The sequence below is a fragment of the Bradyrhizobium sp. CCGB01 genome, from assembly GCF_024199795.1.
Taxonomy (GTDB): Bacteria; Pseudomonadota; Alphaproteobacteria; order Rhizobiales; family Xanthobacteraceae; genus Bradyrhizobium.
In genome coordinates, this window is record NZ_JANADK010000001.1 from 8057382 (window position 1) to 8080286 (window position 22905).

The 22905-nt window shown below is 57.9% G+C and carries 21 protein-coding genes and 6 pseudogenes; 16 read left to right on the top strand and 11 right to left on the bottom strand.

All coding sequences use genetic code 11. The features are described from left to right. Positions 1–725 precede the first annotated feature (725 nt). From NLM25_RS37895 to NLM25_RS37910, 5 genes are all read left to right on the top strand, one after another. Positions 726–1016 (top strand): transposase, encoded by a 291-nt coding sequence (locus NLM25_RS37895; protein ID WP_254140275.1) that lies wholly within the window; start codon positions 726–728, stop codon positions 1014–1016. A 1032-nt stretch (positions 1017–2048) separates the two neighbouring features. Continuing rightward, on the top strand, positions 2049–2264 hold the full coding sequence (locus NLM25_RS37900) for a cold-shock protein (RefSeq protein WP_254123033.1): 216 nt from the start codon (positions 2049–2051) through the stop codon (positions 2262–2264). A gap of 1276 nt (positions 2265–3540) precedes the next feature. Then, positions 3541–3876, top strand: a complete 336-nt coding sequence (locus NLM25_RS44550; protein WP_375167858.1) for a Kazal-type serine protease inhibitor — start codon at positions 3541–3543, stop codon at positions 3874–3876. A gap of 165 nt (positions 3877–4041) precedes the next feature. After that, positions 4042–4254 carry a hypothetical protein gene (locus NLM25_RS37905; protein WP_254123034.1) on the top strand — a complete coding sequence of 71 codons (213 nt, stop codon included), beginning with the start codon at positions 4042–4044 and terminating at the stop codon, positions 4252–4254. Continuing rightward, on the top strand, positions 4248–4526 hold the full coding sequence (locus NLM25_RS37910; RefSeq protein WP_254140276.1) for a hypothetical protein: 279 nt from the start codon (positions 4248–4250) through the stop codon (positions 4524–4526). Before NLM25_RS37905 ends, NLM25_RS37910 begins: the two co-directional genes overlap by 7 nt. 80 nt (positions 4527–4606) lie before the next feature. Here the strand turns inward: NLM25_RS37910 and NLM25_RS44555 are convergent. After that, positions 4607–4717 (bottom strand): annotated as a pseudogene (locus NLM25_RS44555) (integrase core domain-containing protein); the annotation flags it as partial. 456 nt (positions 4718–5173) lie between these two features. On the opposite strand from NLM25_RS44555, the gene NLM25_RS37915 reads away from it, so the two are divergent. Then, positions 5174–5656 carry a hypothetical protein gene (locus NLM25_RS37915; RefSeq protein WP_254140277.1) on the top strand — a complete coding sequence of 161 codons (483 nt, stop codon included), beginning with the start codon at positions 5174–5176 and terminating at the stop codon, positions 5654–5656. A gap of 74 nt (positions 5657–5730) precedes the next feature. On the opposite strand, the gene NLM25_RS44560 is transcribed toward NLM25_RS37915, so the two are convergent. The 5 genes and pseudogenes from NLM25_RS44560 to NLM25_RS37935 form a co-directional block, all read right to left on the bottom strand. Further along, positions 5731–5844: a hypothetical protein gene (locus NLM25_RS44560; protein ID WP_375167890.1), complete on the bottom strand. Its 114-nt coding sequence runs from the start codon at positions 5842–5844 to the stop codon at positions 5731–5733. Further along, a complete protein-coding gene (locus NLM25_RS37920) occupies positions 5801–6121 on the bottom strand; it encodes an IS66 family transposase (protein ID WP_254140278.1) in 321 nt (106 codons plus the stop codon). The genes NLM25_RS44560 and NLM25_RS37920 overlap by 44 nt, the downstream gene beginning before the upstream one ends. A gap of 2 nt (positions 6122–6123) precedes the next feature. Beyond that, entirely contained in the window at positions 6124–6318 is a 195-nt protein-coding gene (locus NLM25_RS37925) for a hypothetical protein (RefSeq protein WP_254140279.1), read from the bottom strand. 1941 nt (positions 6319–8259) lie between these two features. Next, positions 8260–8712, bottom strand: coding sequence for an RICIN domain-containing protein (locus NLM25_RS37930; RefSeq protein WP_254140280.1), 453 nt, complete (start codon positions 8710–8712; stop codon positions 8260–8262). A gap of 209 nt (positions 8713–8921) precedes the next feature. Next, a pseudogene (locus NLM25_RS37935) lies at positions 8922–9565 on the bottom strand (DDE-type integrase/transposase/recombinase); the annotation flags it as partial. A 917-nt stretch (positions 9566–10482) separates the two neighbouring features. Here NLM25_RS37935 and NLM25_RS37945 point away from each other — a divergent pair. From NLM25_RS37945 to NLM25_RS37975, 7 genes and pseudogenes are all read left to right on the top strand, one after another. Then, positions 10483–11234, top strand: a protein-coding gene (locus NLM25_RS37945) for an IS5 family transposase (RefSeq protein ID WP_375167859.1) whose coding sequence is annotated in 2 segments (ribosomal slippage) — positions 10483–10809 and positions 10812–11234 — 750 coding nt in all. Because the reading frame shifts where the segments join, the coding sequence is not laid out codon by codon here. Positions 11235–11394: 160 nt separating this feature from the next. Then, positions 11395–11673, top strand: coding sequence for a hypothetical protein (locus tag NLM25_RS37950; protein WP_254140282.1), 279 nt, complete (start codon positions 11395–11397; stop codon positions 11671–11673). A 903-nt stretch (positions 11674–12576) separates the two neighbouring features. Then, a pseudogene (locus NLM25_RS37955) lies at positions 12577–12726 on the top strand (IS3 family transposase); the annotation flags it as partial. A 127-nt stretch (positions 12727–12853) separates the two neighbouring features. Then, the gene (locus NLM25_RS37960; RefSeq protein ID WP_254123040.1) at positions 12854–13009 is read left to right on the top strand and encodes a hypothetical protein; all 156 of its coding nucleotides are present in this window, start codon (positions 12854–12856) and stop codon (positions 13007–13009) included. 153 nt (positions 13010–13162) lie between these two features. Further along, positions 13163–14494, top strand: a complete 1332-nt coding sequence (locus NLM25_RS37965; RefSeq protein ID WP_254140283.1) for a hypothetical protein — start codon at positions 13163–13165, stop codon at positions 14492–14494. Positions 14495–14540: 46 nt separating this feature from the next. Further along, positions 14541–15455 (top strand): S1 family peptidase, encoded by a 915-nt coding sequence (locus NLM25_RS37970; protein ID WP_254123042.1) that lies wholly within the window; start codon positions 14541–14543, stop codon positions 15453–15455. A gap of 220 nt (positions 15456–15675) precedes the next feature. Further along, positions 15676–16176 carry a hypothetical protein gene (locus tag NLM25_RS37975; RefSeq protein ID WP_254140284.1) on the top strand — a complete coding sequence of 167 codons (501 nt, stop codon included), beginning with the start codon at positions 15676–15678 and terminating at the stop codon, positions 16174–16176. A gap of 92 nt (positions 16177–16268) precedes the next feature. Here the strand turns inward: NLM25_RS37975 and NLM25_RS37980 are convergent. Beyond that, positions 16269–16655 (bottom strand): annotated as a pseudogene (locus NLM25_RS37980) (IS3 family transposase); the annotation flags it as partial. 109 nt (positions 16656–16764) lie between these two features. After that, a complete protein-coding gene (locus NLM25_RS37985) occupies positions 16765–17022 on the bottom strand; it encodes a hypothetical protein (protein ID WP_254123044.1) in 258 nt (85 codons plus the stop codon). 193 nt (positions 17023–17215) lie between these two features. Between NLM25_RS37985 and NLM25_RS37990 the strand changes: the two are divergent. Further along, positions 17216–18013, top strand: a pseudogene (locus NLM25_RS37990) (IS5 family transposase). Between the two features lie 634 nt (positions 18014–18647). Here the strand turns inward: NLM25_RS37990 and NLM25_RS44565 are convergent. Continuing rightward, complete coding sequence (locus NLM25_RS44565) at positions 18648–18866, bottom strand: ribbon-helix-helix domain-containing protein (protein ID WP_375167860.1); 219 nt, start codon at positions 18864–18866, stop codon at positions 18648–18650. Between NLM25_RS44565 and NLM25_RS37995 the strand changes: the two genes are divergently transcribed. Further along, a complete protein-coding gene (locus NLM25_RS37995; protein ID WP_254140285.1) occupies positions 18812–19507 on the top strand; it encodes a hypothetical protein in 696 nt (231 codons plus the stop codon). The two genes, NLM25_RS44565 and NLM25_RS37995, sit on opposite strands and share 55 nt — an antisense overlap. Before the next feature lie 437 nt (positions 19508–19944). Here the strand turns inward: NLM25_RS37995 and NLM25_RS38000 are convergent, their stop codons facing one another. After that, the gene (locus NLM25_RS38000) at positions 19945–21054 is read right to left on the bottom strand and encodes a medium chain dehydrogenase/reductase family protein (protein WP_254140286.1); all 1110 of its coding nucleotides are present in this window, start codon (positions 21052–21054) and stop codon (positions 19945–19947) included. 413 nt (positions 21055–21467) lie between these two features. Beyond that, positions 21468–21733: pseudogene (locus NLM25_RS38005) on the bottom strand (IS110 family transposase); the annotation flags it as partial. 528 nt (positions 21734–22261) lie between these two features. Here NLM25_RS38005 and NLM25_RS38010 point away from each other — a divergent pair. After that, positions 22262–22744, top strand: a complete 483-nt coding sequence (locus NLM25_RS38010) for a recombinase family protein (RefSeq protein ID WP_254140287.1) — start codon at positions 22262–22264, stop codon at positions 22742–22744. The last annotated feature ends 161 nt before the right edge of the window (positions 22745–22905 follow it).

Consider the following 22905-nt stretch of genomic DNA (forward strand, 5'->3'; position numbering starts at 1 on the left):
CTTGCCATGCACGCCAGCCGACCTCGCGCTTGTTGGACTCTGATCGGGATAGCGGCGCGAGCGAGTTTCGGCAAAGCCGCGAGTCTCGTGCGTGAGGGGCCGAAGATACGATTCATTTCCAGTATGAATGGAGGACAAATTGCGTGCTTCGCACGCGTCGATCTTCGGAATGACCGCCAGGTGTTCGGTATCCAAATTCGGAATGGAGTTTCGGCGCGAAACTCGATTCGAAAGCAAAGGGAGAAGAACGCACGTTCAACCGCGCTCCAAAACAGGTGTAGCCCAACTCTTTTTTGTTTTCAGGCCGCGGAAAGGACCGGTGAAAGGCGGATTTGCGCTAAGCGCGCCAATCGCGGAGGTCTTCTTCGGCGGCAGCAGGACGGAGCCCATCTGAGCAAGGCATGATACCGTGAGTAACGAAATTCCATGACCGCACAACAAAGCCCCAGAAACGCAAAAAGAGCATGGGACAATGGACGGGTACCAACCTAGCCATTGAGAACCATGCTCTTTTCGTATGTGAATCATATCGTCGATTTGTACTGTTGGGTAGACGACCTCGTGCCCGCTAAGCAACCGCGGACAGGCAGACCTCCGGCTCTTTCCGAATCGGAGGTCGTCACCATTCTGCTGTGGCACACAGCAATGCTCAGGCAGGAAACACTGAAGGACATCTACCGTCACTGCGCGCTCTACCATCAGAGGCGCATCAGGCACTCCCGGCCATGTTCAGTGCCCTCTCTTCACTCCTCTCATTCGATGAAGCCGTCCGCATCATGGATGCGACCATGCTTCCCGTATGCAAACAGCATCGTGTCGATGACTATTCGGTGGCTCCAGATATGGTTGATTTCGGCAAGAACTGGCAAGGCTGGCACTATGGGTTCAAGCTCCATGCGAGTGTCTCTCTCGATGGCCGACTCTACGTTCTCGCACTCACCGGTGCGAACGGATACGACGCACAGATGGAACATCTCCTCTTGCGGTTGGTGACACTTTGTACGGTGCTTCCGTGATGCGCAAACGAATCTGGGATCGATACAGCACGATTGTTATCGCGCCGCCGCATCCCAAACAGACAAAGAAGATTGCCGCTCCGTGGCAGATCGAACTCCTGAACGTTCGTTCCAAGATCGAGTCTGTCTTCGACTACCTCAAGGAGTATCTGCATCTTGTATCCTCGTTCCCTCGTTCGATGAACGGAACCCTGTGCATTACGTGCGCATCCTGCTTTCGTAGCCGCCCGGATTGTCATTTTTTTTGAACACGGTGTTCTACTGGAGGAACACCGGTGGAGGGATTCATACTTAAACGGTTTTTCGTTAGATTCCGGTGGCGAAGCCGCGGGACTGCATCGTCTCGCGGCTTCATTCGTTGTCGCGGTTGCACGCCGGAAAAGTTCCTCCGGACCGAAGTCGGCTCAACAATTATCAGCGCTTCCACCGAGGCTTCACATTCAGGCACATCACATTCGGCGCGTTAGTTGGGTCAATTCTGGGCGTTGGGCTAGTCCTGTTGTCGCAATCCATCCGGACAACGAGGATAGGAGATCCGAAGCGACCGTGATCTCGACATTGGTCCGTCGTCAGCCAGGACCAGGAAGCGTCAGACAATGTTGGCGTTGATCGTCAGCTTTCAGACCAATGTCGACAACTTGATCGTACAGCCCCGCTACGAAGCGCCTGCAGAACCTCTGAGTCTCGATTCGGCACGGCCCTTGCTCGGATCGGGGCAGCATCACCTACTACTCCAGATGCGGTGATGTTAGGGGCGGACTCGGCGCCGCGTCGCCGCTAGCGTCTGGTCCGTCCCGCTGGTGCCGTGAGGCGATATGAAACAGGATCTTCGACCGGCGACTGGATTCGGTCACGCTCGCCGCCGCCATGTCCTACGCGGGCACGAACGGAAGGGGGTAAGGACCGAATCAGTGTCTCCCTAGGAAAGGGTACCCGCAGCTCGAAAACAGCCGCGCAGGCATAGCTCGCGACTCGATATCGTCGCGTAAACGTCAATGTGCGATCTTCCAATCTCGACAAGCTAGAGCAAAGATGCAGACTGGAACGGTACTTTCGTACAGTGTTGAGAAGGGCTGGGGCTTCATAAGGCCTGATGATCGCACCGGCGAGGATTTGTTCGTGCACATGTCGGAACTACGCAACTGCACAGGTACCGATCTGGTGCCGGGCACGCGCGTGACGTTCGATCTTCGCTTCAACAAACGGCGCTCAAAGTACAGAGCTGCCGAGGTCAGGTTGATCGATTGAAGTGCCGAAGCAGGAGTTCAAGATTGTTCAAACACAGCAAAGACCGCGATTCCGCCCTGGCAAGAGTTTATGCCGGGCGAGGCAAACGCAGCAGACGTTTTCCGAACGCAGCACTCGAGTAAAAGTCTGTCTATTCGGCTGAGCACAGATTTCACTCGGGCACTCACTGGAATGCATCGGAAACTCCTTCGCGTTGGCTTCTGTAGGGAGATATGAGGGCCGCCGCCAAGTGAACAACCGTCACACGTTGTGCCGGCCGCATGTCATTTCTCCCGGGCCACACTCTCTGCAATGATAGAAGTTTTCGAACCTGGATGATCGCCCTCCAATAATACTTCCTGACGGCGCTCCACGTGCCGCCAAGGATAGCCGTCCGCCATCAATCGAATTTCGCGCAAGGCGGTCGGGCGCCCACGCGACGACCCCATGAACGGTGCCTCTCTCAATCTCTCTGAGAGCATCTCGTTGAATTTTGCGCGATCAGGCGCTTTCGCGCCTGAATGCCTCTTCATAAACTCCGGCGATTTCGATATCTGATCGTCCGCCGAAAGTACGCTGTATCGTCGATAGCTGGGACTCGATCGACGCGACCTGTCGGTCTTCTGCTTCAGACGACTTTTCTACAATAGATGAAGTACCGCATAAGTGGCTTAGACTCGCGATTCTAGAATCCGAAACCGTTTTTGGCGAGTCAGATATCCACATGATGTCCCGATCGCACCTTTTTCCAAGGGGCGATATCCCGCCCACCGGCGCATTTCTCCCTCTCGAACTCCTCGCTTAACAAGGTTGCGTGCCGACCCTTGGCATCGTCTGAACGTAGACCGACATGCCCATTCACTCAAAATTCCATTTCAGCTACAAATCCAGCTGCCGCCTCCCCGAACCACTCGCAACATAGTAGATCGCGACGACGCAGGTCGAATTGTTAGATCCGTTCCGCCAATGGCTGACCGCTCGGATTTCCGTCTAGCCGCGGAGCTCAGCAGCAGCAACCCAAGTGCCGGTCAAGGCCAAGCTGCGCGATGATCGCGGCCAGCGACGCGATCGAATGAGACCTGGGCGATGGACTTTGTTCATGATCAGCTGGCGACCGGCGGCTAGCTCCGGGTACTCACGATCGATGACACTTTCTCCCGCTTCTCGTCGAGGGATACTGCAAATCGCAGGAGTGCGCGAAGAGGATACTATTCAACTACCAATTTTGGGAGTGGCGGCGGATCGTGATTAGGCATGAACTGTTAGCTGTAGGCCTCAAAAGACGTTGGAGGACAATATGCGCGCCATCAGCACCGCAACGTCAATCATCTTTCTCGGGATTTCAAACGCCCTCGCTGTCGAACTTCCTATAGAAGGCAAAACAGTTGACGTACCCGTTTGTGGTGGCTTCGCTAACATACCCTGTAAGGCGAACGAGTGGTGTAATTTTCCTAGCAGCAACCGGTGTGGCATCGGCGATCAATTCGGTGTCTGTCGCACTCGGCCGCAGCTGTGCCCGCAATACGTAATGCCTGTATGTGGCTGTGATGGCAAGAGCTACAACAATGCATGCGAGGCAGCTCGTGCTGGCACAGATACTGCCCATGCCGGCAGATGCGGAGCAGGCGGTTAAGTGTGCTCCAACGCCCCTCTGTTGAGGGAAGATCAATGCCAACTCTGAGCGGCGGGCATTAGCACCAAGTACACTCTACTCTCGGCTCGTGCATTGAGGTCGGCTGTGTAACCGCGCCCGCGTCTGGTCAGGCCCCCACAGGCGTTTCAGTTCATTGATCGCCGCATGCAAGAGCAGTACGACCGCGAGGAAGCCGAGGCGATTGCCGCGGCACTTGACCTGACGCCCGATGAGCTAAATGAAATCGAGTATGTGATACACGAGATCGCCAACGACGACGGACTGGTTTACGGATACGGCGTAGAGATCAAACAAGGAGCTCCTCAGCACATCCTGACAAGCTCGCGCGGCTGCCCAGGCACGGCAGCTTTTTGCTGATCCATTTGCGCGGATCCGTCGACGACGAAGGTCACGAGCAAATGGAAATAGAGATGGCGAGAACTACCGTTCACAAAGTCAAGCTCTACAACGTTGCTACGGATGAAGTGGTTATCTCTCGCCGCATGGCCACCAACGAGGGCGCAATCAAGATGGGAGGATGGACGGTTGAAGGCACGGGCGTTGTAGTTGATCTACCCGACCTAGAGCCCGGAGAGGAATGGACGGCTCGCGACTTCGATCCTGCCGGATATGAGGGTACTCAAGACTGAACGTCCGCGCCGGGAGTCCGATGCGGGGTGATCCTTCCCCATGTCGTACTAGACGGTTGCAAACGGACCGCGGGAGAGAGCCGGAATTCGTGGTTGAAGCTTTCGATGAAGGCATTCTGCATCGGCTTGCTGGGTGCGATGTAATGCCAGCGACGCGGCCCTGATCGACCTATTTCAGGTTGAGGTTGCCAGCCGTCCGGCGCGAGCGGCGCTGGTTTGGATGCCAATCAATCCTGGTAAGTACCTTGCGGTCCTCCCTCAGGATACAATCTGATGGCGTAACAATGGCCGCAGCGTGGGGTAAGAGAAATGATCGATAGACATAGACGCATGCTTTGGTTCTGTCTCGGTCTCTGTATCTGCCTTGGTGTATGGTTGATTTTGCTGGGTGGGCTGGCTGGCAAGAGCGATGGTGTTCGTACGGAAGGCAACGCCCTTGTCGACAAAGTCAAATCAACATGGCGAGCGCAGGATGGTGAGACGGGTTCACTAAGGTCTCAAAGGTGGCACACTTCATCCCTCGGGGATGGGAGGTTGGTCAAAAGACCGACTCGGGAGAGCCAGTTATCTTTTCGTGGGCCAGGCACCGGGCCGATAAGACAAACGAAGAATATACAGTCACCTGGGAGATGGCGCCCGATGGCACAATGAAAATTGTGACGCCCTATGCAAAACCGATGGAACTAGGCTGGCAGGCGTTCGCAGTCTCGCTGATCGCCGACGAAGTAACAAACGATGAAAACGGCGTGAACCGTCGCTTTCTGCATAATCCGGCAAACTTCAACTTCGTAACCACAGCGCAGGGTAAGCTGGGGACTCTTCTGCGGCGAGGCCGCTGCACGATCGGCGAACCGGTTCAAGTGCACTGCTCGCCAAAGGTAGACGAACAACAGACTTCGGAGGGCGACTTGTGGCGTGTTCAGCTTTCGGTCGATTGCAATGTTCCTGGGCCTAGTTATTTCAGCCGTGACGGAGTCATCATTTTCGAGAAGCACGAAGGGCACGATTGGGAGCCGCAATCATTCTTTGCCAAGCTTATCGCTACTTATGCCACCGGCCCTTGGTTCGACCTTGCAGGCCCGAAAGATCAGGAAGCGTTCGAGGCGGACCGGAAGGTCCTATCAAAATGACGGGCGCTTGCGCCGTCGATAGTTCGACGGTCGACGATGATAAAGTCGCAGCTTCGCTGGTTAATGGTAAGCGCTCAGCCGGGACCCCATTGAGGCTGGCTTGACGTTTTGCGGAATCGCCACGGCATGAGGTCTTCGATCCTGCTATGGGGATAGCCGTCGATGATCGCCTCGAGTGTTTCGGCGATGTAGGCAGCCGGGTTGACGCAGTTGAGCTTGCGGTAGCGATGATCGACGCCAGCAAGGCCCAGTTTTCTGCCCCGATTTCGTGGCCCGCGAAGAGCGCATTTTTCTGATTAGGCAGGCCGGCCGGTGGCGTTCTCGACCGGGTTGGTGTCGGTCGAGCTCGAGGCGCCCGTCTTCAAGGAAGCGGGTGAGCCCCTGCCAGTGATTCAGCGCATAGCGGATGTCCTCGGCGAGCGTTGAGCCGCTGGAGATCATCGATAGCTGCTTCTCGAACCACATTTTCAAAGCTGCGACGAGCCCCCCCCAACGAATGCTCCTTTTCGCGCGGCGAGCCCGATGCCCATGTCAAGCAAGCCATCGATTACGCCGCCAACAAGGGAATCGAGTGGGTAGTGCTCACAAGCGGTGCTCATTGGAGAATCTACAAAGTTCACTTCGGCCACGCGCTCGAACGCATCGCGGCGATCGAAAAGCATCTCGGGATCCGCAACAAGCTGGCTGCCTAATCCCGGCTTCGTTGTTAGGTTAAGATACAGTTCCTCCTCAGGCATAATCCCGGGTCTGCGACTCGTAAACAGCATCCGTATGATCGGGGCATGCTTCCAACAGGTCATGAAGTCTCAACCGAGCGCCTCGAAGAGTTCAGAGCGATTTGCAAAGAAGCGTACGGAGAAGAGATCACCCGGCCCGAGGCAGCTGAAATGACCCGCCGACTCCTCGCGCTCTATCAACTCCTCGCCCGACCTTTGCATACCGACGAAGGGGAGCCGGCCTCTCCATTGCTTCCGTGTCCCGAGTCAGCACAGTCCTGATGCAATCACAGAAGAACTTGTCATGGAGGGTCTCCGATACGAACGCTGCGTCGCCGCCACATGGCACGCGCACTCATCGCTTTGTTGCGATTAGGGTTGAGCTTGCGGGGTCGTTGCGACCAACCGACTCGGCGTGGCCATGCTTGTGCTCGCCCGCCCAGGCGCCATCGGCATCGTGACTCCCCCCTTGTGGATTGGAAGGAACGTGGGTCGCGGGAGGCCTACATCGCTGGGCCCCGAGACGCCGTGGCCCACACTGGTAATCGGCGTGCCACGCTTTGCGAGCCGCGCGTCGAGCAAAACTAGTCTCTTCGTGGCGCGATGTGAAATCGCCGTCCCTCTGTGTCGGCTTACCGCCAAAACGTCTTAAGTCGGACGCGTATGAACCCAACAACATAGCCCGTCTTGCACGAGACCGCCGCCCACTCATGACGTCGCAAGCATAAGACCGAATTGTCCGCTTCTGCCGATGACGAGTTGAGGATGCTCGCCCTACATTGCGCATCCGAGGGCTGCTCGGGTGCTCTAAGTCGATCTTCATCACAGGAGGACGAGCCACCTCATCGGCAGAAGCGGCGCGGGGCAGCCGGAAGGAAAAAGCGCTAGGCGCAACGGCTGCAGGCGAGCGTGAGAGGCGCGTGCGCGACTGATCCAGGCGAAATGGCAGAAGGTTACTACGTTGTTCAAGATGGCTTTCTCGCCCTCGCCAAAGAAAAGGGCGCGGCCGTCGAGCGCTTTGAGCCTGTCGCTATGACGGCGGACACCAACTGGCACCTTACTGCTTCCCTTATCCGGGGGCGCTAGAACGGCGGCGACTTCAATCGTCGGCGCGAATATCGAGAGCGACGTGTCGCCTAGCTGCTAGCCAGTCTCCTCTCTTTCGTTGGAGTCCAAGTCTGGTTGGGCATCGTATCGGACGACGATCCACTGACAAGAAAGGGGCGATCGATTTGGCGCGTCGGTAGGCTCCAGGATGACGATGAGATTGCCGTCGTTGTCGCTCGCGGCAACATCGGCGCGTGTAGGCGAATGTCCCGAAACTCGGCGTAGGCACGTTTATTGTCGCAGCGCGCGGACGTTCCAGTTCCATCTTCGCCATGTGCGGGGCTGCCGATAAAATTCAACAAGGGTTTGGTCATGAGATGATCGCTCCGGTCTCTCCGCGTGGCGGAGGTTACCCTAAATGAAGTAGCAGGGAAGAATTCGACGACGCGACGTATTCCTGAAGACGCGCGATCGACCGCTTGGCGCCCATAGGAGCGAGCTTCAAGCATACGCGCCGGGCTTTTGTGTCGATGTGCGCGGCTCACGATTCGGTCGACGGCCGCGGGCGATCGACGCCGGTTGGCGCGGCATCTCGTCCGTGAGAAGATTTTCTTCGCATGATGGGGCCAGAACTCCGTCATCGCAATATGCTTGCCAGCGTTGCGACCAGAGAAGACGCAAACAGTCTGGCCAGGTGGGCGTCGCCTTGAGCCCGTCGATGCCTCGGCGACGCCGCTTTGGGTACTTTGCCTCGGCAGAAGGCGCGTCACTTGTACCGAACTCCGATGTGCGCAGCGAGCGCAGCGGCACGCGACAGCCACCTCTTCGGTTGAGGCAACTTTACGTGCTTGCCGCTGATTCCAGGGCTACCTTAAGGTCAGAGAGGGCCACAAGTTGCCACTGCTGATTGTCTCCGCCGTGTTTCGGAAACAGCTGAATCGTGTTGCCCTCTTTCTTCACACCCCCATGGTTGTCGATACAGAACCGCTCGTTTAGCGCAGCGAGAATGAGGCCTGTGTTGCCGGAAAATTCCCAATGTTGGGTGGCGTCTGAAGCGTTGTAGAATTTGAGCAAGAGTGGAATTTCCTGTGCAATTTTGCCGTCCTTGGGCGCCACTGCAAGTTGTCCTCCCGAATTCAACCTGATGGCGCCATTGTCAAAGTTGATGTCCCAAAGGATATGTTTGAGGCTGGAGGTCACCTTGCGGAGTACAACTCTGGCATTTTCATGCTTCTCCTCCACTCCGAGCACGAAGTTTGGGTCGCTCGCGTACTTGATTAGAAAGCTCGACATCTTTCGCTCCTTTCGCGCTAAAGTGAGGCCAATCGCGCCTTAGTCGTGAAGCGAGTTCAGGCCATTTGAGCCTCACCGTATTCGCAGCAATAAGCGTGCCAACAGAAAACTAATCAAGCTGCTGGTTGAAAAAGCGCTACACTGTCCGTCGTCAGATAATTTGAGACTGATCAGGCTTTTCGAAAAGGGAGGCTCTCGCTCATCAGGGGTTAGAGTTTAAGCTGCTCGCAATTGTGCAAGCGCCGGTTTGCGATAGTGACAAGCTTGATGCGCTTGCGTTCTGCAAGGATCGCTTCGGCCCTACTCGAAGTAGACATCGGTAGGTGTGAGGTTGTCGATGCTCTCATGATAGCGGACATGATTGTAGTGCTCGACGAAGGCACGTACCTGCCGATCGAGATCGCCAGGCAGGTGGTGCCGGTGCGCGACGGTGATATGGTCAAGGCCGGAGGCCGCGAGTACTTGGTCGAGCGTGGCCGTGACGTCGGAGGCGCACATCGTGGGACCAAGCCTCCAGGCCACGATGTAGCGCGAGAAGTCATCGACGGTCGACAGGTAGTACCAGCCCAGCCGGTGATCTTGAGGTAGGTAGAGTCGGTCTGCCGGAGCTGGTTGATGGCGGTGGTCTGTCCTTGAACTCGTTCGCTGCCTTGATCACCATATAAGCCGGGCAGGTGATGAGGTCATGCGCCTTCAACACTAAAGCAATGATCTGGCCCCGCACATCGTCGGGGATGCGATTCCAGACCCGGTCGGGCCGGGACCGATGATCGGCCAGCGCTTCAATGCCGCTCACGGTAGCGATCACACCAGCGATAAAACGTGGCGCGTGTGGGATCCCGAGATTGTCCAGCGCGCTGACGCCGCGTATTGCCGTGGGTGTAGGAGAGCGATGCCATGGCTTGGCGACGAAACACGAATTGCCCAGAGCTGCGTTGTATTGACCCGGCCCGGCGTCCGCCCACAGCAGTTTCGTTCTCGCCTGGCCCGGCGAACAGCCTCTGATGCCCCTGGAATTACATCGTGCAGTTGAAGACATGGACATATGGAGCGCAAGCAGCGACAACTATTCGTTCGTGATCAGCTTCCAGAGCCCCACTGGTCCAGGCTTTTTTGGAAGGTTGGGCTACGTCGCGTCGTGGCGTCGACCCGAGCCGTGGCGCGATCAGGGTTCTAGGCTCGCCCCTCCAAAGCTTCGCTGAGGCCGAGGACGCCTGTAACACCATGCTGACTTACCTCAAGGACGAAACGGATTCCGTTCTTCCTGGAAAACGTGAGCCTCCCTAAATGCCGCAATCGCTCCTCGTGCGGCCAAGGATAGCGTCCGCCATCAATCGAATCTCGCAAGGCGGTCGGGCGCCCATGCGACGACCCACGAGCCGTGCCTCTCAATCTCGGAGCATCTCGTTGAATTTTGCGCGACCAGGTGCTTTCGCGCTGAATGCCTCTTCGTAAACTCCGGCGATTTCGATATCTGATCGTCCGCCGAAAGTACGCTGTTGATTGTGCGTGCGTGTCGCGTTCTGCGTCGCCTCGTCCGGCCGTATTTTGCAATCTAGCTACAGGCGCCGGAATATTCCCCAGCCCCTCTAAAGCGGGCGCCGACGACAAACCTCTCTGCCTTCAAAGCTGTCATTCGCTTGCCCTGACCAGATTGGGTCTGCCATTATGATGGCATGATGATCCCATCTAGGGTCAAAACCCAATCAGCGGGTTGAGCACGTTCGGTTTTCCTGATTCACAGAGGGTGTGGATCTCGGGAGGCGACGTATGGCGTTGTTCTGGTTGTCGGATGCGGCGTGGGCGGCGATCGAGCCGCATCTGCCGAAGAACCAGCCCGGCGCGCGGCGCGTCGATGGCCGACGCGTGATCTCCGGCATCCTGCACGTGCTCAAGGTCGGTTGCCGCTGGTGCGATTTCCCGGCCGACTACGGACCTTCGACAACGATTTACAATCGGCTCAACCGCTGGTCGCGCCGAGGCTTCTGGCTCAAGCTGCTCGACGCGCTGGTGGAGGCAGGGGCGGTCACGAAGAGCACCGCCATCGACAGCACCTACATCAAGGCGCAACGCGCGGCGTTCGGAGCAAAGGGGGGCGTGCGGCCCAGGCGATCGGTCGCTCGCGCGGCGGCTGGACGACCAAGGTCCACGCGCTCACTGACGTCATTGGCCGTCCCTATGCCCTGATGCTGACACCCGGCAATGTCAGCGACATGAAGGCCGCTGCCGCGCTTCTCGAACGGGCCGGGCCGATGCGATACCTGCTGGGTGACAAAGGCTATGACGCCGACCGGTTACGCCGCCTCGCCCGCCAAGCAGGCGCCACGCCCGTCATACCCGGCCGCCGCAACCGCCGGCGCACCATCCGATATGACAAGCAGCGCTACCGGGGCCGCCACTTGATCGAGAACGCCTTCTGCCGCCTCAAGGACTTCCGGCGCGTCCATACCCGCTACGACAAGCTCGCCGCCAATTTCCTGTCCGCCGTGGCGCTCGCAACCGCCGTCGCCTTCTGGCTCTGATCGAGTCTCAGCCCTAGGGTTCTTCGATTCGAAAATACGTTTGCGTGATGTGCGCCGACGTAAGTTGGTAACCTTGTGTTCTGGCCTCCGAAATATCTGCCAGGCGTCGATCAGAGGGGGTGTAAGGCGAGAACTGATATTAAAATGAGGATACTTTCCCTTGATACGAGGATGTATTTCCGCCGCAACTTCCACGTCTGATGATGAACGTATCTCCCGCCCCACCTTCGATGATATGTTTGATTGGGTGGGTGCGCGTCAAGAATCTCTTCGTCGTCGTCTGCGCATCGAGCTACTCGTATGCGATCCTGATGCAGTCGTCATGTTGGTGAAGCTTCTCTTGTCCCTGATAGCGAACTCGCTTCTTGGCTTCAGCTATTTGCTCGGCGCTGAGCATACGTGGTGGGCCTTGTTGATTGCCCTGCCGCAAACACAGTGAATATTCGACGGCCCTGAGGCGCCCGGCACTCTTTTAGGCTTGGAATCCTCCCGCCCCGGATATCCGTATCTGCAACGAATACCACTGATCCCTACTCGGAATTATTACCGAAACTGGTAGGCTTCCCTGGCGGGCGCCCGCGACGCCCCGAGCGGAAACGTTGCACGGCTTGGTCTAGTTAGTCGAGTTCGCTGCCGTGCGTGACCGAGCTTGTCTATGTCCCTACGAATGAGGCGATGCTCAGCCATTTGCGGGGATGTTCAGGCTCTGGGGACTTAGGGATGTGGGGAGATCACACAGACCCTCAGAGGTTCAATGAGCTCGTTGCTGATCCGACCTGATCTGATCGACACGCGATATCCCGCACATGACCATTTATGCGCCTAGCTTCAACCGGCGCGATCTACCCTTGGGCAGCGCGGACGCGACTCGACGCCGGGAAACATGCGAAAAGCCGACGCTGTCCCTACCGCGCCCGCGCTGCCATTGGAATCAGCAACAACGTGACTCGGCGCTTGAGGCGTCGCGAGCACGCAAGCGCTGTCCCTATCACGCGCCGCTAACTTCAGTGGCCAGCTTTACCGCCTCAAATAGCAAAGCTGATCACCGCGCTATCCGATGGGTGCATCCACCAGGAAGCCTCCAATTTATATAGCCGGGAGATCCCGCAGGCACCTACCTGCATTGGTCGGCTAACTAATTGAATGCCAAAGGTCTAAGATGCTCACCTTCCCAAATACATTTCACTAGAAGCGGCCCATGGGCTGTTCGCCAGCTCAAAGACAGTTCCAACGTGCTGTTCGCCGATCAAAAGGGAAGGCTTGTCCGACGCAAACCCGATCACCATCAGCAATAAATCGACCACCGAGTCCGCGCGAAGGCTGATGGGGATATGCGCTTCTTACTCCATTCAAGTTCGCGGGATGGAGCTGGTACTATATGTCGATGACCGTGCTTGACGACTTCTCACGCTACATCGTGGGCTGGCAGCGTTGTCCAGCGATGGCTTCCGCCGACGTCACGGCCACACTCGACCAGGCGCTCGTGGCCTCTGGCATCACGAATCCCTCCGTCCGAGCCAATGTGAACACGACACCGCCTACTAGAACACGTAGTGTAAAATGCTAGTCGATTGTGGCAAACGATAAGCCAGTTTAGAGAAGCTGGCCGGAGCATAGAAATGTCTGGCGCCGAAAATGGCAATCCGCTGATAGGATTTGCCACCGACATCAGACCACTGTTTACGCAGACGGACATCAATCACATGATGTGGTTCTGCGATCTTTCCAAGTACGGCGACGTCAAGACAATGCTGATCGGATTTTTCGCAGACTGAAGGCGCAGGGCGGGCCGGTGATGCCGCCACCTCCTGCGAGGGGTGGGGACGGCCCCTGGTCGGCGGAGAAGATTGCACTGTTCCAGAGTTGGATCGACGGCGGCTATCAGCCCTGAGCTGGGCCCGGTGCGCCGATTTTCTCGAGGAGCTTTCATGCAGAAGCTGCGATCGATTGTTTGTTTCGTCACCTGTTCAATGTTATGCGGATCATTGGCGGCGGTAGCTCAACAGCCGCCGGTCGGTTACTTCGATATACCGCCAGGTTTCGATTATCCCGCAAACAAGCAGACACTTGAGCAATATCGGACATCGGCAAACGTTCCTGCGCAGCGCCTCCACGTCTGGAACGTATTTGCGGGCATGACCCAGACGACGCCGGATGGGAAGTACCCGATCTTCGAAACATGGTTCTCGGAAGATGAGGTCTTTAAGGTCGGGCCGGAGCCGCAGGCGGTGGGACCACGGCGCATCGTGCGGCGCTTCAAGCAGCCCGCCCAGTTGTCGGCCATACCCGGTGAACTCGTGCCGCAAGCTGCGGGGACTGCTCTACTGTCGGAGGTGCTCTACAACTACGCGGGCTACAAGCACGTACGCACAAATCGGCTCTATCTCACCGTGGAGCTCGACGCGCTACGAGCAAACGGTGCGCCGGATTCGGTCGTTCCCGGCAATCGCATAATTCCAGTCTTTCCGTCTGAAGCGATCTCGCTGAAGACGGTGTGGTGGCCGATTGCCCGGGATCAGGTCACTGCATTGCCCGTCTGGGATCCTGAGAGCAATCCGCCCCGTCCCGCTGGTAACCCGTTCACGACTTGGGCGCGCGTCGTTGCGGTCGACCCGAACCAGACCAACGTTCCTCCCAACGCGACCCGGACGGTATTCTTTCTTGGCAAGCAGTTTCCCAATTCGCATTTAGTCGGCATTGACGCGTTCCATGCGGTCAAGCTCGACGCACAGACGGCCCAGAACGCGATGGCGAACGACCGGTTGGCCCGAGCGGCGGAGCTTGCGCTCGGCCGACCGTTGCAGGAAGGCGACTACGTGGTTCTGGTGGCTTCCCATCTGACTACCAAAGAGATCGACGACTGGGTTTGGGCGACTCTCTGGTGGCACGACCGGCCCGACGATGGCCCTTTCGCTGCCGACCGCCCTGCCAAGGTTGTCGGGGTCTGGCGCAATTTCCTCATGAGCGCGACCTACGACTTGGACCTGCCGCGCGAGCCGGACGGAAAGCCGCATATCGCCTTCAATCCGTGGCTTGAGGCGGGTTTTCCGGATCCGGATGGTGGATCGGGCAATGGCACGGTGAGCAACTGTATGAACTGCCACAACCGGTCCGCTTGGCGGCCTGACTGGCAGGGCCAAGGGGGACGAGTGTTCCTTCCAATCTTCCGCGGCAAGCCCGATCTTCAGAACGATCCCGCGTACGCCGCCGGACGATTGCGAACGGACTTTCTTTGGTCGGTGCCATTCAACTCGCAGTGATCGTCCGCCAATGGTGCGCTCGCCATCTTCCCGTGCTGCGACGGCATTGAGCAAGGCCAAGCGGATGGCTCGATCGCTGGATGGCGTCTGCGGGGTCGACTACGGGTTCGCCTTCAAGGATGGTATGCGTACCGACCGGCTGTCGGTTCGATTTCATATGAACCGGAAGCAGCGTCTGTCTCGTCTGCCCATCGACCAGAGACTGCCGAACAAGATCGATGGCATCGACCTCGATGTCCTGGAGATCGGCTACAGCCCTCACGCCGGAACTCCGCGCGCGCCCCAGCGTCTCGTCCAGCCGGGTCTCAGTGTGGGCAATCTCAAGCAGCGGAGCACAGGTACACTAGGAGCCATAGTTCGCGACCTCACGACTCAAGAACGCTATCTCTTGAGCAATTGGCACGTGCTTTGCGGCGGGCCCGAAGCATCGGCCGGGGATCCGATTAGCCAGCCAGGGCCGATGGATCTAGGCAGCAGCCCCCCTAATGAGGTGGCGAACTTGGAACGGTGGCTTCGCCTGTCGGAGCAGTTCGATGCTGCCCTCGGACGGCTCGCCGACCACATGGATCTGAGCGAGCAATTGTTCGGAACCGCGGTCGTGCCAACGGCCACGGTCGCGCCCGCTTTAGGAATGTCGGCGATCAAGAGCGGTGCAGTATCCGGCGTCTCGCAGGCGCTGATTGATGGCGTAGCCGGTACCTATAGGATCGACTACACCGGTTTCGGAGACGGGCCAGAATGGATGCAGGGATTCCGATTGGTACCCGATAAGGCGGCGCCGGCGGCTGCTCTGAGCTTGGAAGGCGACTCCGGCTCGTTGTGGGTGGAACGCTCTACAAGCAGAGCGGTAGGTTTGCACTTTGCGGGCGAAGACGATGTGAGCCCTTTGAACGACTATGCGCTTGCGCATGCGATTGATGACGTGTTCATGCGGTTGAACGTTGGGCTGATTGTGCTGTGACTTCGTACTCGAGTTTAAAGCGCGCGGAGGAAATCAACTTTCGAGCTGGTAATAAGTGGTTATTCCGAGCAGCCGAGAGAGCCTCTGTCGCTAGATCGCGCGCAGACGCCACTCGAGGTAGTTAGACACTAGCTACGCTCACTTTAATCAAAGGCTTTGGAGCATATGCTTAGGATCCGATGTAGACGAAGTCGATCTTTAGGAAAAGGGCATTGGCAGCATGAGCAGCAGGCAGCTTGAAGATGAATACGGCCGCGAGGAAGCCGAGGCGATTGCCGCGGCACTTGACCTCACACCCGATGAGCTAAATGAAATCGAGTATGTGATACACGAGATCGCCAACGACGACGGACTGGTTTACGGATACGGCGTAGAGATCAAACAGGGAGCTCCGCAGCACATCCTCGACAAGCTCGCTCGACTGCCAAGGCACGGCAACTTTGTGCTGATCCATTTGCGCGGATCCGTCTACGACGCAGATCACGAGCAAATGGAAATAGAGATGACGAGAACTACCGTTTACAAAGTCGAGCTCTACAACGTAGCTACGGATGAAGTGATTATCTCTCGCCGCATGGCCACGAAAGAGGGCGCAATCAAGATGGGAGGGTGGACTGTTGAAGGCACGGGCGTTGTAGTTGATCTAACCGACCTAGAGCCCGGAGAGGAATGGACGGCTCGCGACTTCGGTCCTGCCGGATATGAGGGTACTCAAGACTGAACGTCCGCGCCGCGAGTCCGATGCGGGGCCCTCTTCCTCATATCGTTCTAGATGGCTGCAAACGGACGCGCAGGAGAGAGCCAGATTTCGTGGTTGAAGCATTCGACAAAGGCATTCTGCGTCGGCGTGCCGGGTGCGATGTAATGCCAGGCGACGCGGCCCTGATCGACCTATTTCAGGATGGCGTTGCGGGTCATTTCGGTGCCGTTGTCGCTAACCACCATTTTGGGCTTGCCGCGCTCGATGATCAGCGGGTCAAGCTCCCGAGCCGCCCGGGCACGTGTACTCGTCAACCACGGTCAGGATGCGGAAGCGGCCGCCATCGGTGAGCTGATCCGAGACGAAGTCGAGCGACCAGCGGTCATTCGGCACTATCGGCACCACCATCGGCGCCCTGGTCCGAGCCCCCGCTTGCGGCCACCACGACGGACCAGGAGCCTCTCTTCCCGATAGAGCGGGAACAGCTTCTTGTCGTCTAATCGCTGTCAACTGCCCTGGAAGCTTGTCGTCTTCTAGGTCGGAAGAATGTGCCGCCTGACCATGGCCGTCGCCAGTCGGAGCAGGGCCCATTACGACATCTTGGAGAAGTTACATCAACCTAACTGTAACCTTCGCCTGGCCTCCATTGTTCGAGTAGAATGCATCGTATACCCACGGCAGTCCGATCGCGGCATCGTTCACGTACAGGAACAGCTCGCCGCTGCGCTCAGCCTTGAAGATCGCCTTGTACGCTTGAGGCGTCGTATTCGGCTGCGGCACCGGATCAAGGAAAATCGTCCACGCCGGTGTTGCCGCCGCGCGATCTTGCGGTTTACCAGGGCCTGAACAGGATGCGGCGGAGGACAATCTCGCCGCGAAACTTCCACCGGTTAGCAAGCTCTACGGTAGAGGTCCAGAAGTCCGCCGGCGGAGCATAGAGTTCGAATGCCCCCTCAGATAATACAACGTAACACTGTGTAGGATTGTAAACGCTTCAAACGCTTGCTTGTACAATCTGACATCGCGTACGATTCAAGCTTCCTCGATCCAATTTTGACGAATTCGTTCGACGCCGAGTCTCGTCCGCGAGCCTTATCCTTCTGACGTTTCCGATGACGAGTGGGCGCTTGTTGCCCCCTATCTGACACTTTTCCCGAGGACGCCTCGCAGCGGACGCACGCGCTTTGCCAGGTGTTCAACGGCCTGCGCTATATCGTGAAGACCGGCGCGCCGTGGCGCTGGATGCCGAACGATTTGCCGCCGTGGGAAATCGTTTATCAACAGGCGCAGCGGTGGTTGCGCGCGGGTTGCTTTGAAGCCCTGGCCGAGGATCGCGCGTTATCCTGCGCCTTGCGGCTGGAACGACCCGCGCGGCCGACCGCCGCCATCATTGACAGTCGAACTCTGCGCTCGACGCCCGAGAGTGGCGCCCGCGGCGCCTACGACGGAGCCAAGTGCAAGAAAGGTTCGAAGCTGCATTTGGCCGTCGATACGCTCGGCCATCTTCTCGCGCTGCATGTCACGCCCGCCAACACCGACGATCGCGCCGAGATTGGCCGGATCGCCAAGACGCTTTCAGGCAGAGACGGGTCAGAGCGTCGAAGTCGCCTTCGTTGACCAGCGCTACATAGGCGACAAGCCCACAACGGCGGCTGCAGAACACGGCATTGCCCTCGAGGTCATAAAGCTGTCGGAGGCCAAACGAGGCTTCGTGCTGCTCCCAAGGCGATGGGTCGTCGAACGCTCCTTCGCGTGGGCCACACGCTTCCGAAGACTTGTCAAAGACTACGAGCGATGCGCTCAGACTGAAGATGATCGTCGTACGCGCTGCGTAGCACCAAGTGGCACCTATCAATAACGGCGACTTGGATACCAACCTCTGGGCCGCGCAGGTTGTGGACGATAAACCGAGTACGGCCGCCATGCCGCGTTGGGTGGATATCTGACGGGCCGACGATTTAGGTATCCGTACATTCCGACGGCTGACCTAGACCACACCCTCTCGGGGCACATTGGTAGAGAAGCTGTCCAAAGCGGTTGACGACCTGAACACATGAATAACCGCACGCCTGCGCATGCACCACTTCGGGGGAGGCAACAGCAGCGCCTGCCAACGTGATGCAGAGCAGTAACGAACTTCGTAGCATCGAAAAGACTCCTACGAGTTAGGCCCGAATTCGGGCTCAAGACATGCCACCACATGACCATCTTGCATCGAGGAAGTTCTCAAGTTCCCACTCTCAATTTGCGAACAGAGCCAAATATAAAAACAATGAAGCCGAGCAACCAGAGCCCAAATAGACCGATTGCAGCGCCATAGTGGGCCACAGGAACGACTTTTTGCACGAGCGTTAGAGGCAGAGGATCTGCGACAAAGCTGAAAATGACTTGCGCAACGCCTTGTGCAACGAGTATACAAGACGATATGAAGAAAAATCGTTCAGCAGCAATTTTCATACTTCACGATGCATTATAGCACGTGTCAGTGAAGTTTAATAAGTGTCGAAGTATCGCCGCAACGCTTCCCGAACAAGCTCGGAGCAAGTGCGATGCCCTAGCCTTCGGACATGCTCAAGCTGCCCTGCCATTTCACGAGACAAGGATATTGAGAGCGTTGCTGTTGTCGTGCCATAGCCGAGCAACTCCTCTCTACGAGATGAAGCCCGCGCAGGGGTGCGAAGTTGCCGAAATTGCAAACATGTTAGCCACAACGGGCGCGTCCTACAGGCCGACGACGTTCACGAAGAATCGCGCCCGGCTGGAGAACGGTGAGGTGTTTTCCAAGTTCATGACAAAGCTTCTGAACCATCCGGATGTGAAGCCGCTGCTGTCGAGTGAGCACTTCTCGGTGGATGGCACGCTGATCGAGGCGTGGGCTTGGCACAAGAGCTTCCAGCCGAAGGATGGCTCGGGTGGCGACCATAATGGCGCCAACTTCCACGGCGAGAAGCGCAAGAACGAGACCCATGCCAGCGTGACTGATCCGGATAGCCGGCTGTATCGGAAGGGACAGGGCAAGGAAGCAAGGCTGTGCTACATGGGGCACGTTACCATGGAGAACCGGAACGGCTTGGGAGTGGCGGGCAGCGTCACGCATGCCACGGGGATGTCGGAACGCCGCGCCTCGGAGGACATGCTCAAAGCCAAGGCCAAGGAAGCCGGCTGCCGTATTACGGTCGGCGAGGACAAGGCCTACGACACCGCCGATCACGTCGCCAAGCTGCGCGCGATGAACGTTACGCCCATGTCGCCCAGTACAATCTCGGCAATCCGAGTGGACGCCAAAGCGCGATCGATGGCCGCACGACCCGGCATCCCGGCTACGGGATGTCGCAAACGTGCCGGGCGATAGCCGAATGTATCTTCGGATGGGGCAAGCAGCACGGCACCATGCGCAAGACCAAACATCGCGGCTGCGCTCGCGTGCTCGGCGACTTCCTGCTTAATCTGATTGCCTATAATCTCATCCGGATACCCAAGCTGATCACGGCTTGAGGCCGCCGATCGGCGCGACAATCACTGCTCGGCAAAACAACTCCTCGCAAAATCCAATATCGAGACCAAATCACAGGCGGTTTTGCCGGTTTTTCAGCAGACGGCTAGAGGCTATTAGGACTGATTAACCGTAGACGTTGAGGTTTGCGGGATGTCGATTCCCCGCGAGCCTATCCTTCTGACGTTTCCGATGACGAGTGGGCGCTTGTTGCGCCCTATTTGACGCGGCCGGCTCAACCGGTCGACGCAACACAGTCGTTAAATCTCTCTGCTGGGGTTTTAAATTGCAAGGTCTCACGTGGTTGTTCGTTTAGCTGACGAGCCACTTTGTTCAGATTGGTCCTCCAAGCCGCGCGCCATGTCCGGCGGCGCGTCGATCGTGTCGCGTGAAAGATCCGGGCACAGCACGAGCTTGCCCTCGAGACTGCCCGCCTCGAGCCGGCGGTGAGCTTCGGCGACCTCGTCGAAGGCGATCCGCTCGGCGACGCGCGGCCGGATAGCGCCAGTCGCCAAGAGCCTGAACAGCCGTTCCAGGTCGTCCTTGAACCAGGTAGGGTGTCGCGCTCGCATCGCATTGACCGAGTAAAAGCGAGCGCGCTTGCCGCTGGGCAACAGTCTCCACAGGTACAGGCGCGCGATCTCCATCAGGATGTGGAACATGCGACGCTGTGCCTGCACGCTCGCAGAGAAGCCGATGGCGCAGAGCAGGCCGCCCGGCTTGAGCGCCGCGTATGAGCGGCGATAGCCGTCTTCGCCAACTCCATCGACGATGACGTCGAATCCGCCCGGCACGACGCGCGTGAAGTCCTCATGTTCGTAGTCGATCGGCGTTGCCCCTAGCTCTCGGACGAGCGCTATGTGCTCGCCGCGCACGGTACCCCACAGCTCGAGACCGGCCAGCCGTCCAAGCATGATCAGCCCCTGGCCGACGGCGCCAGCGGCACCGTGCACCAGCAGGCGCTGGCCTCGCTGCACCCGGGCCGCGCGTTGCAGAAGCTGGTACGCCGTCGTCCAGCTCAAGATCAGAGTAGCCGCTTCCGCCGCGTCTACGCCGGTCGGCACGCGGACCACGTCGTTCGCCCGAAGCGTACGATAGTCGGCGTTTGATCCAACCACCGTCATGTCGGCCACGTGGTCGCCAATCTGAAGATCGTGCACGCCTTCATCGAGCTGATCGATTTCCCCGACAACGTCGTAGCCCATCACGAACGGCGGGCGGAGGCCCATCGTTTGCGGGTATAGATGGCGTCTGATCAATACCTCGGTGTAATTGAGGCTTGACGCAAGTACACGGATCCGCACCTCTCCCCGACCAGCAGCCGGCAGGGGAGCATCGATCACCTCCAGCCTCTCGGGATCACCGAAACGGCTAACTTGAACAACTCGATTGCGCGGCTTGATCATGGGTGATCTCCCTGCAATCGCGTAATCCAGCGCAAGCATAGCACCGGTCCGCAGCTATTCTGCGGTCTCATCATTACGTGACAAAGAATAATGCTGACCTGAAGTTCTGCCTTGATCTGGCTCAAATCAGGCGGTCCGACGGCTGTCGCACCGGTCAAGCCAGTCCGCTTCGGATGCTGTTGTCTAATCGCTGCCGGGGCGTCAAGCATATAATCGCTGAGGAGACACTGCCGGGTGCATGGTTGTCTTCGCGATCGGCATCAGCCGCCGCATGATGCCGCTTCGCGGGACGAGCCTTCAATGTGGACGACGCACTTTGCTGAGTCACCAAAGCAACATCATCAGCCGAATGGCTCGGCTCACGTCCCGGCAGGGACGCCTTAGGCGTTCGGGGGTCCGAACGCGATCGGGACTTATGCGGCGGCTTCGGCTTCCGGGTTAAACAGCTCGCCGGTCTTAAGCATCGTATGCATTATTACCGCCAGTTTGCGGGCCACAGCCATGGCAGCTCTTTTGAAGCCGATCCTCTCTCGAAGCTGCAGACCCCAGGTGCGCAGCGAGCTGTGAGTTAAGCTGCGCGTCAGAATGACCGCTGCCGCTACGTAGAGAAGCCCTCGTAAGGGAGGTCGCCACGTCGGGATGTATGGCCGTCATAATCGACCGTTCCGGATTGGCGCCGAGGACCCGAGATTGCAGACTGCCGAGCGGCTGGTGAAGCTGCTCGCCCTCATCACTGTCGTCAGCTGGCGCATCTTTTGGATCACCATGTCCGCGCGCGCTCAACCGGATGCGAGACCTGAGACTGTCCTTACCCCTGCCGAGATAGAAACACTCCACCGCATCGATGCGGCACGTTGCAGACCGCGCATCCTTCGCCGAACGCTCGAAACTTACCTTTTGCAAATCGCGATGCTCGGCGGCTATCTCGCCCGCACGCGCGACCATCCCCCAGGAAACCGAGGGCGATATCTTGCAATTTGGTCAGACCACGCCAGACGACGATGTGCGCCTAACTTCAATCGACCGCGGAGGTAGGCTCTCGCTATGAGCGCAACATAGACTAACAATTCCGCAGTTTATTCACCGTGCCATACCGGATGCATGGACATCGGTTGGGAAATAGTAGAGCGAAGTCTTCGCTGAGGACATACGACGCGATTCGTCAACTTCCAATCCTTGAGTTACACTCGGAATATTCGTCAATGGCATGAAATCGCACTTCGCATACGTACGCGTCTCAACAGTCAAACAAGGCGTACACCGCTCATATCTGCAGGAACAACGAGCTGCGATCACTGCATTCGCGCAGCGCAATAACCTTTCGATTGACGAAGAATTTGAAGAGCAAGAAACGGGTGCAACGATTGGCCGCGGCGAATTCACCCGGATGGTTGGGGCGCTGAAAAAACAGAAAGCCTCCGGAGCCATCTTTCACAAGATCGAAAGCTCCCGCAATCTCAAAGATTGGAGCACAATCCAAGATCTCGCTGACATTGGCGTCGATATTCGCTTTGTACAAGAGAGCATCAACTTTGCTACAAACGAAGGTAAGCCGACCGGCGACTTTCTTGCAGATATCGCACTCGGACAACGCAGCCGCTTTGATGCCCTCCTCGCCCTCGCCGCGGATCCTCGGGGCTGTGCCACCTCTAGCCGCCAGGCGCCGATCGGCCAGTCTGCGTTGCCATGAATTCCGAAATGAAAAGAACCTAGCCGAATGTCTCCTCCTGGTCCAAGCGGGCTACTGCGCTTTGAGCGGCGATGTCTCGTTTTGTAACCAGAGCGAACTGGCGTAGAATGAACCAGCGTATGACGAACCCGTAGGGCCTCGTGACCTCTCAGTGGCAGTAT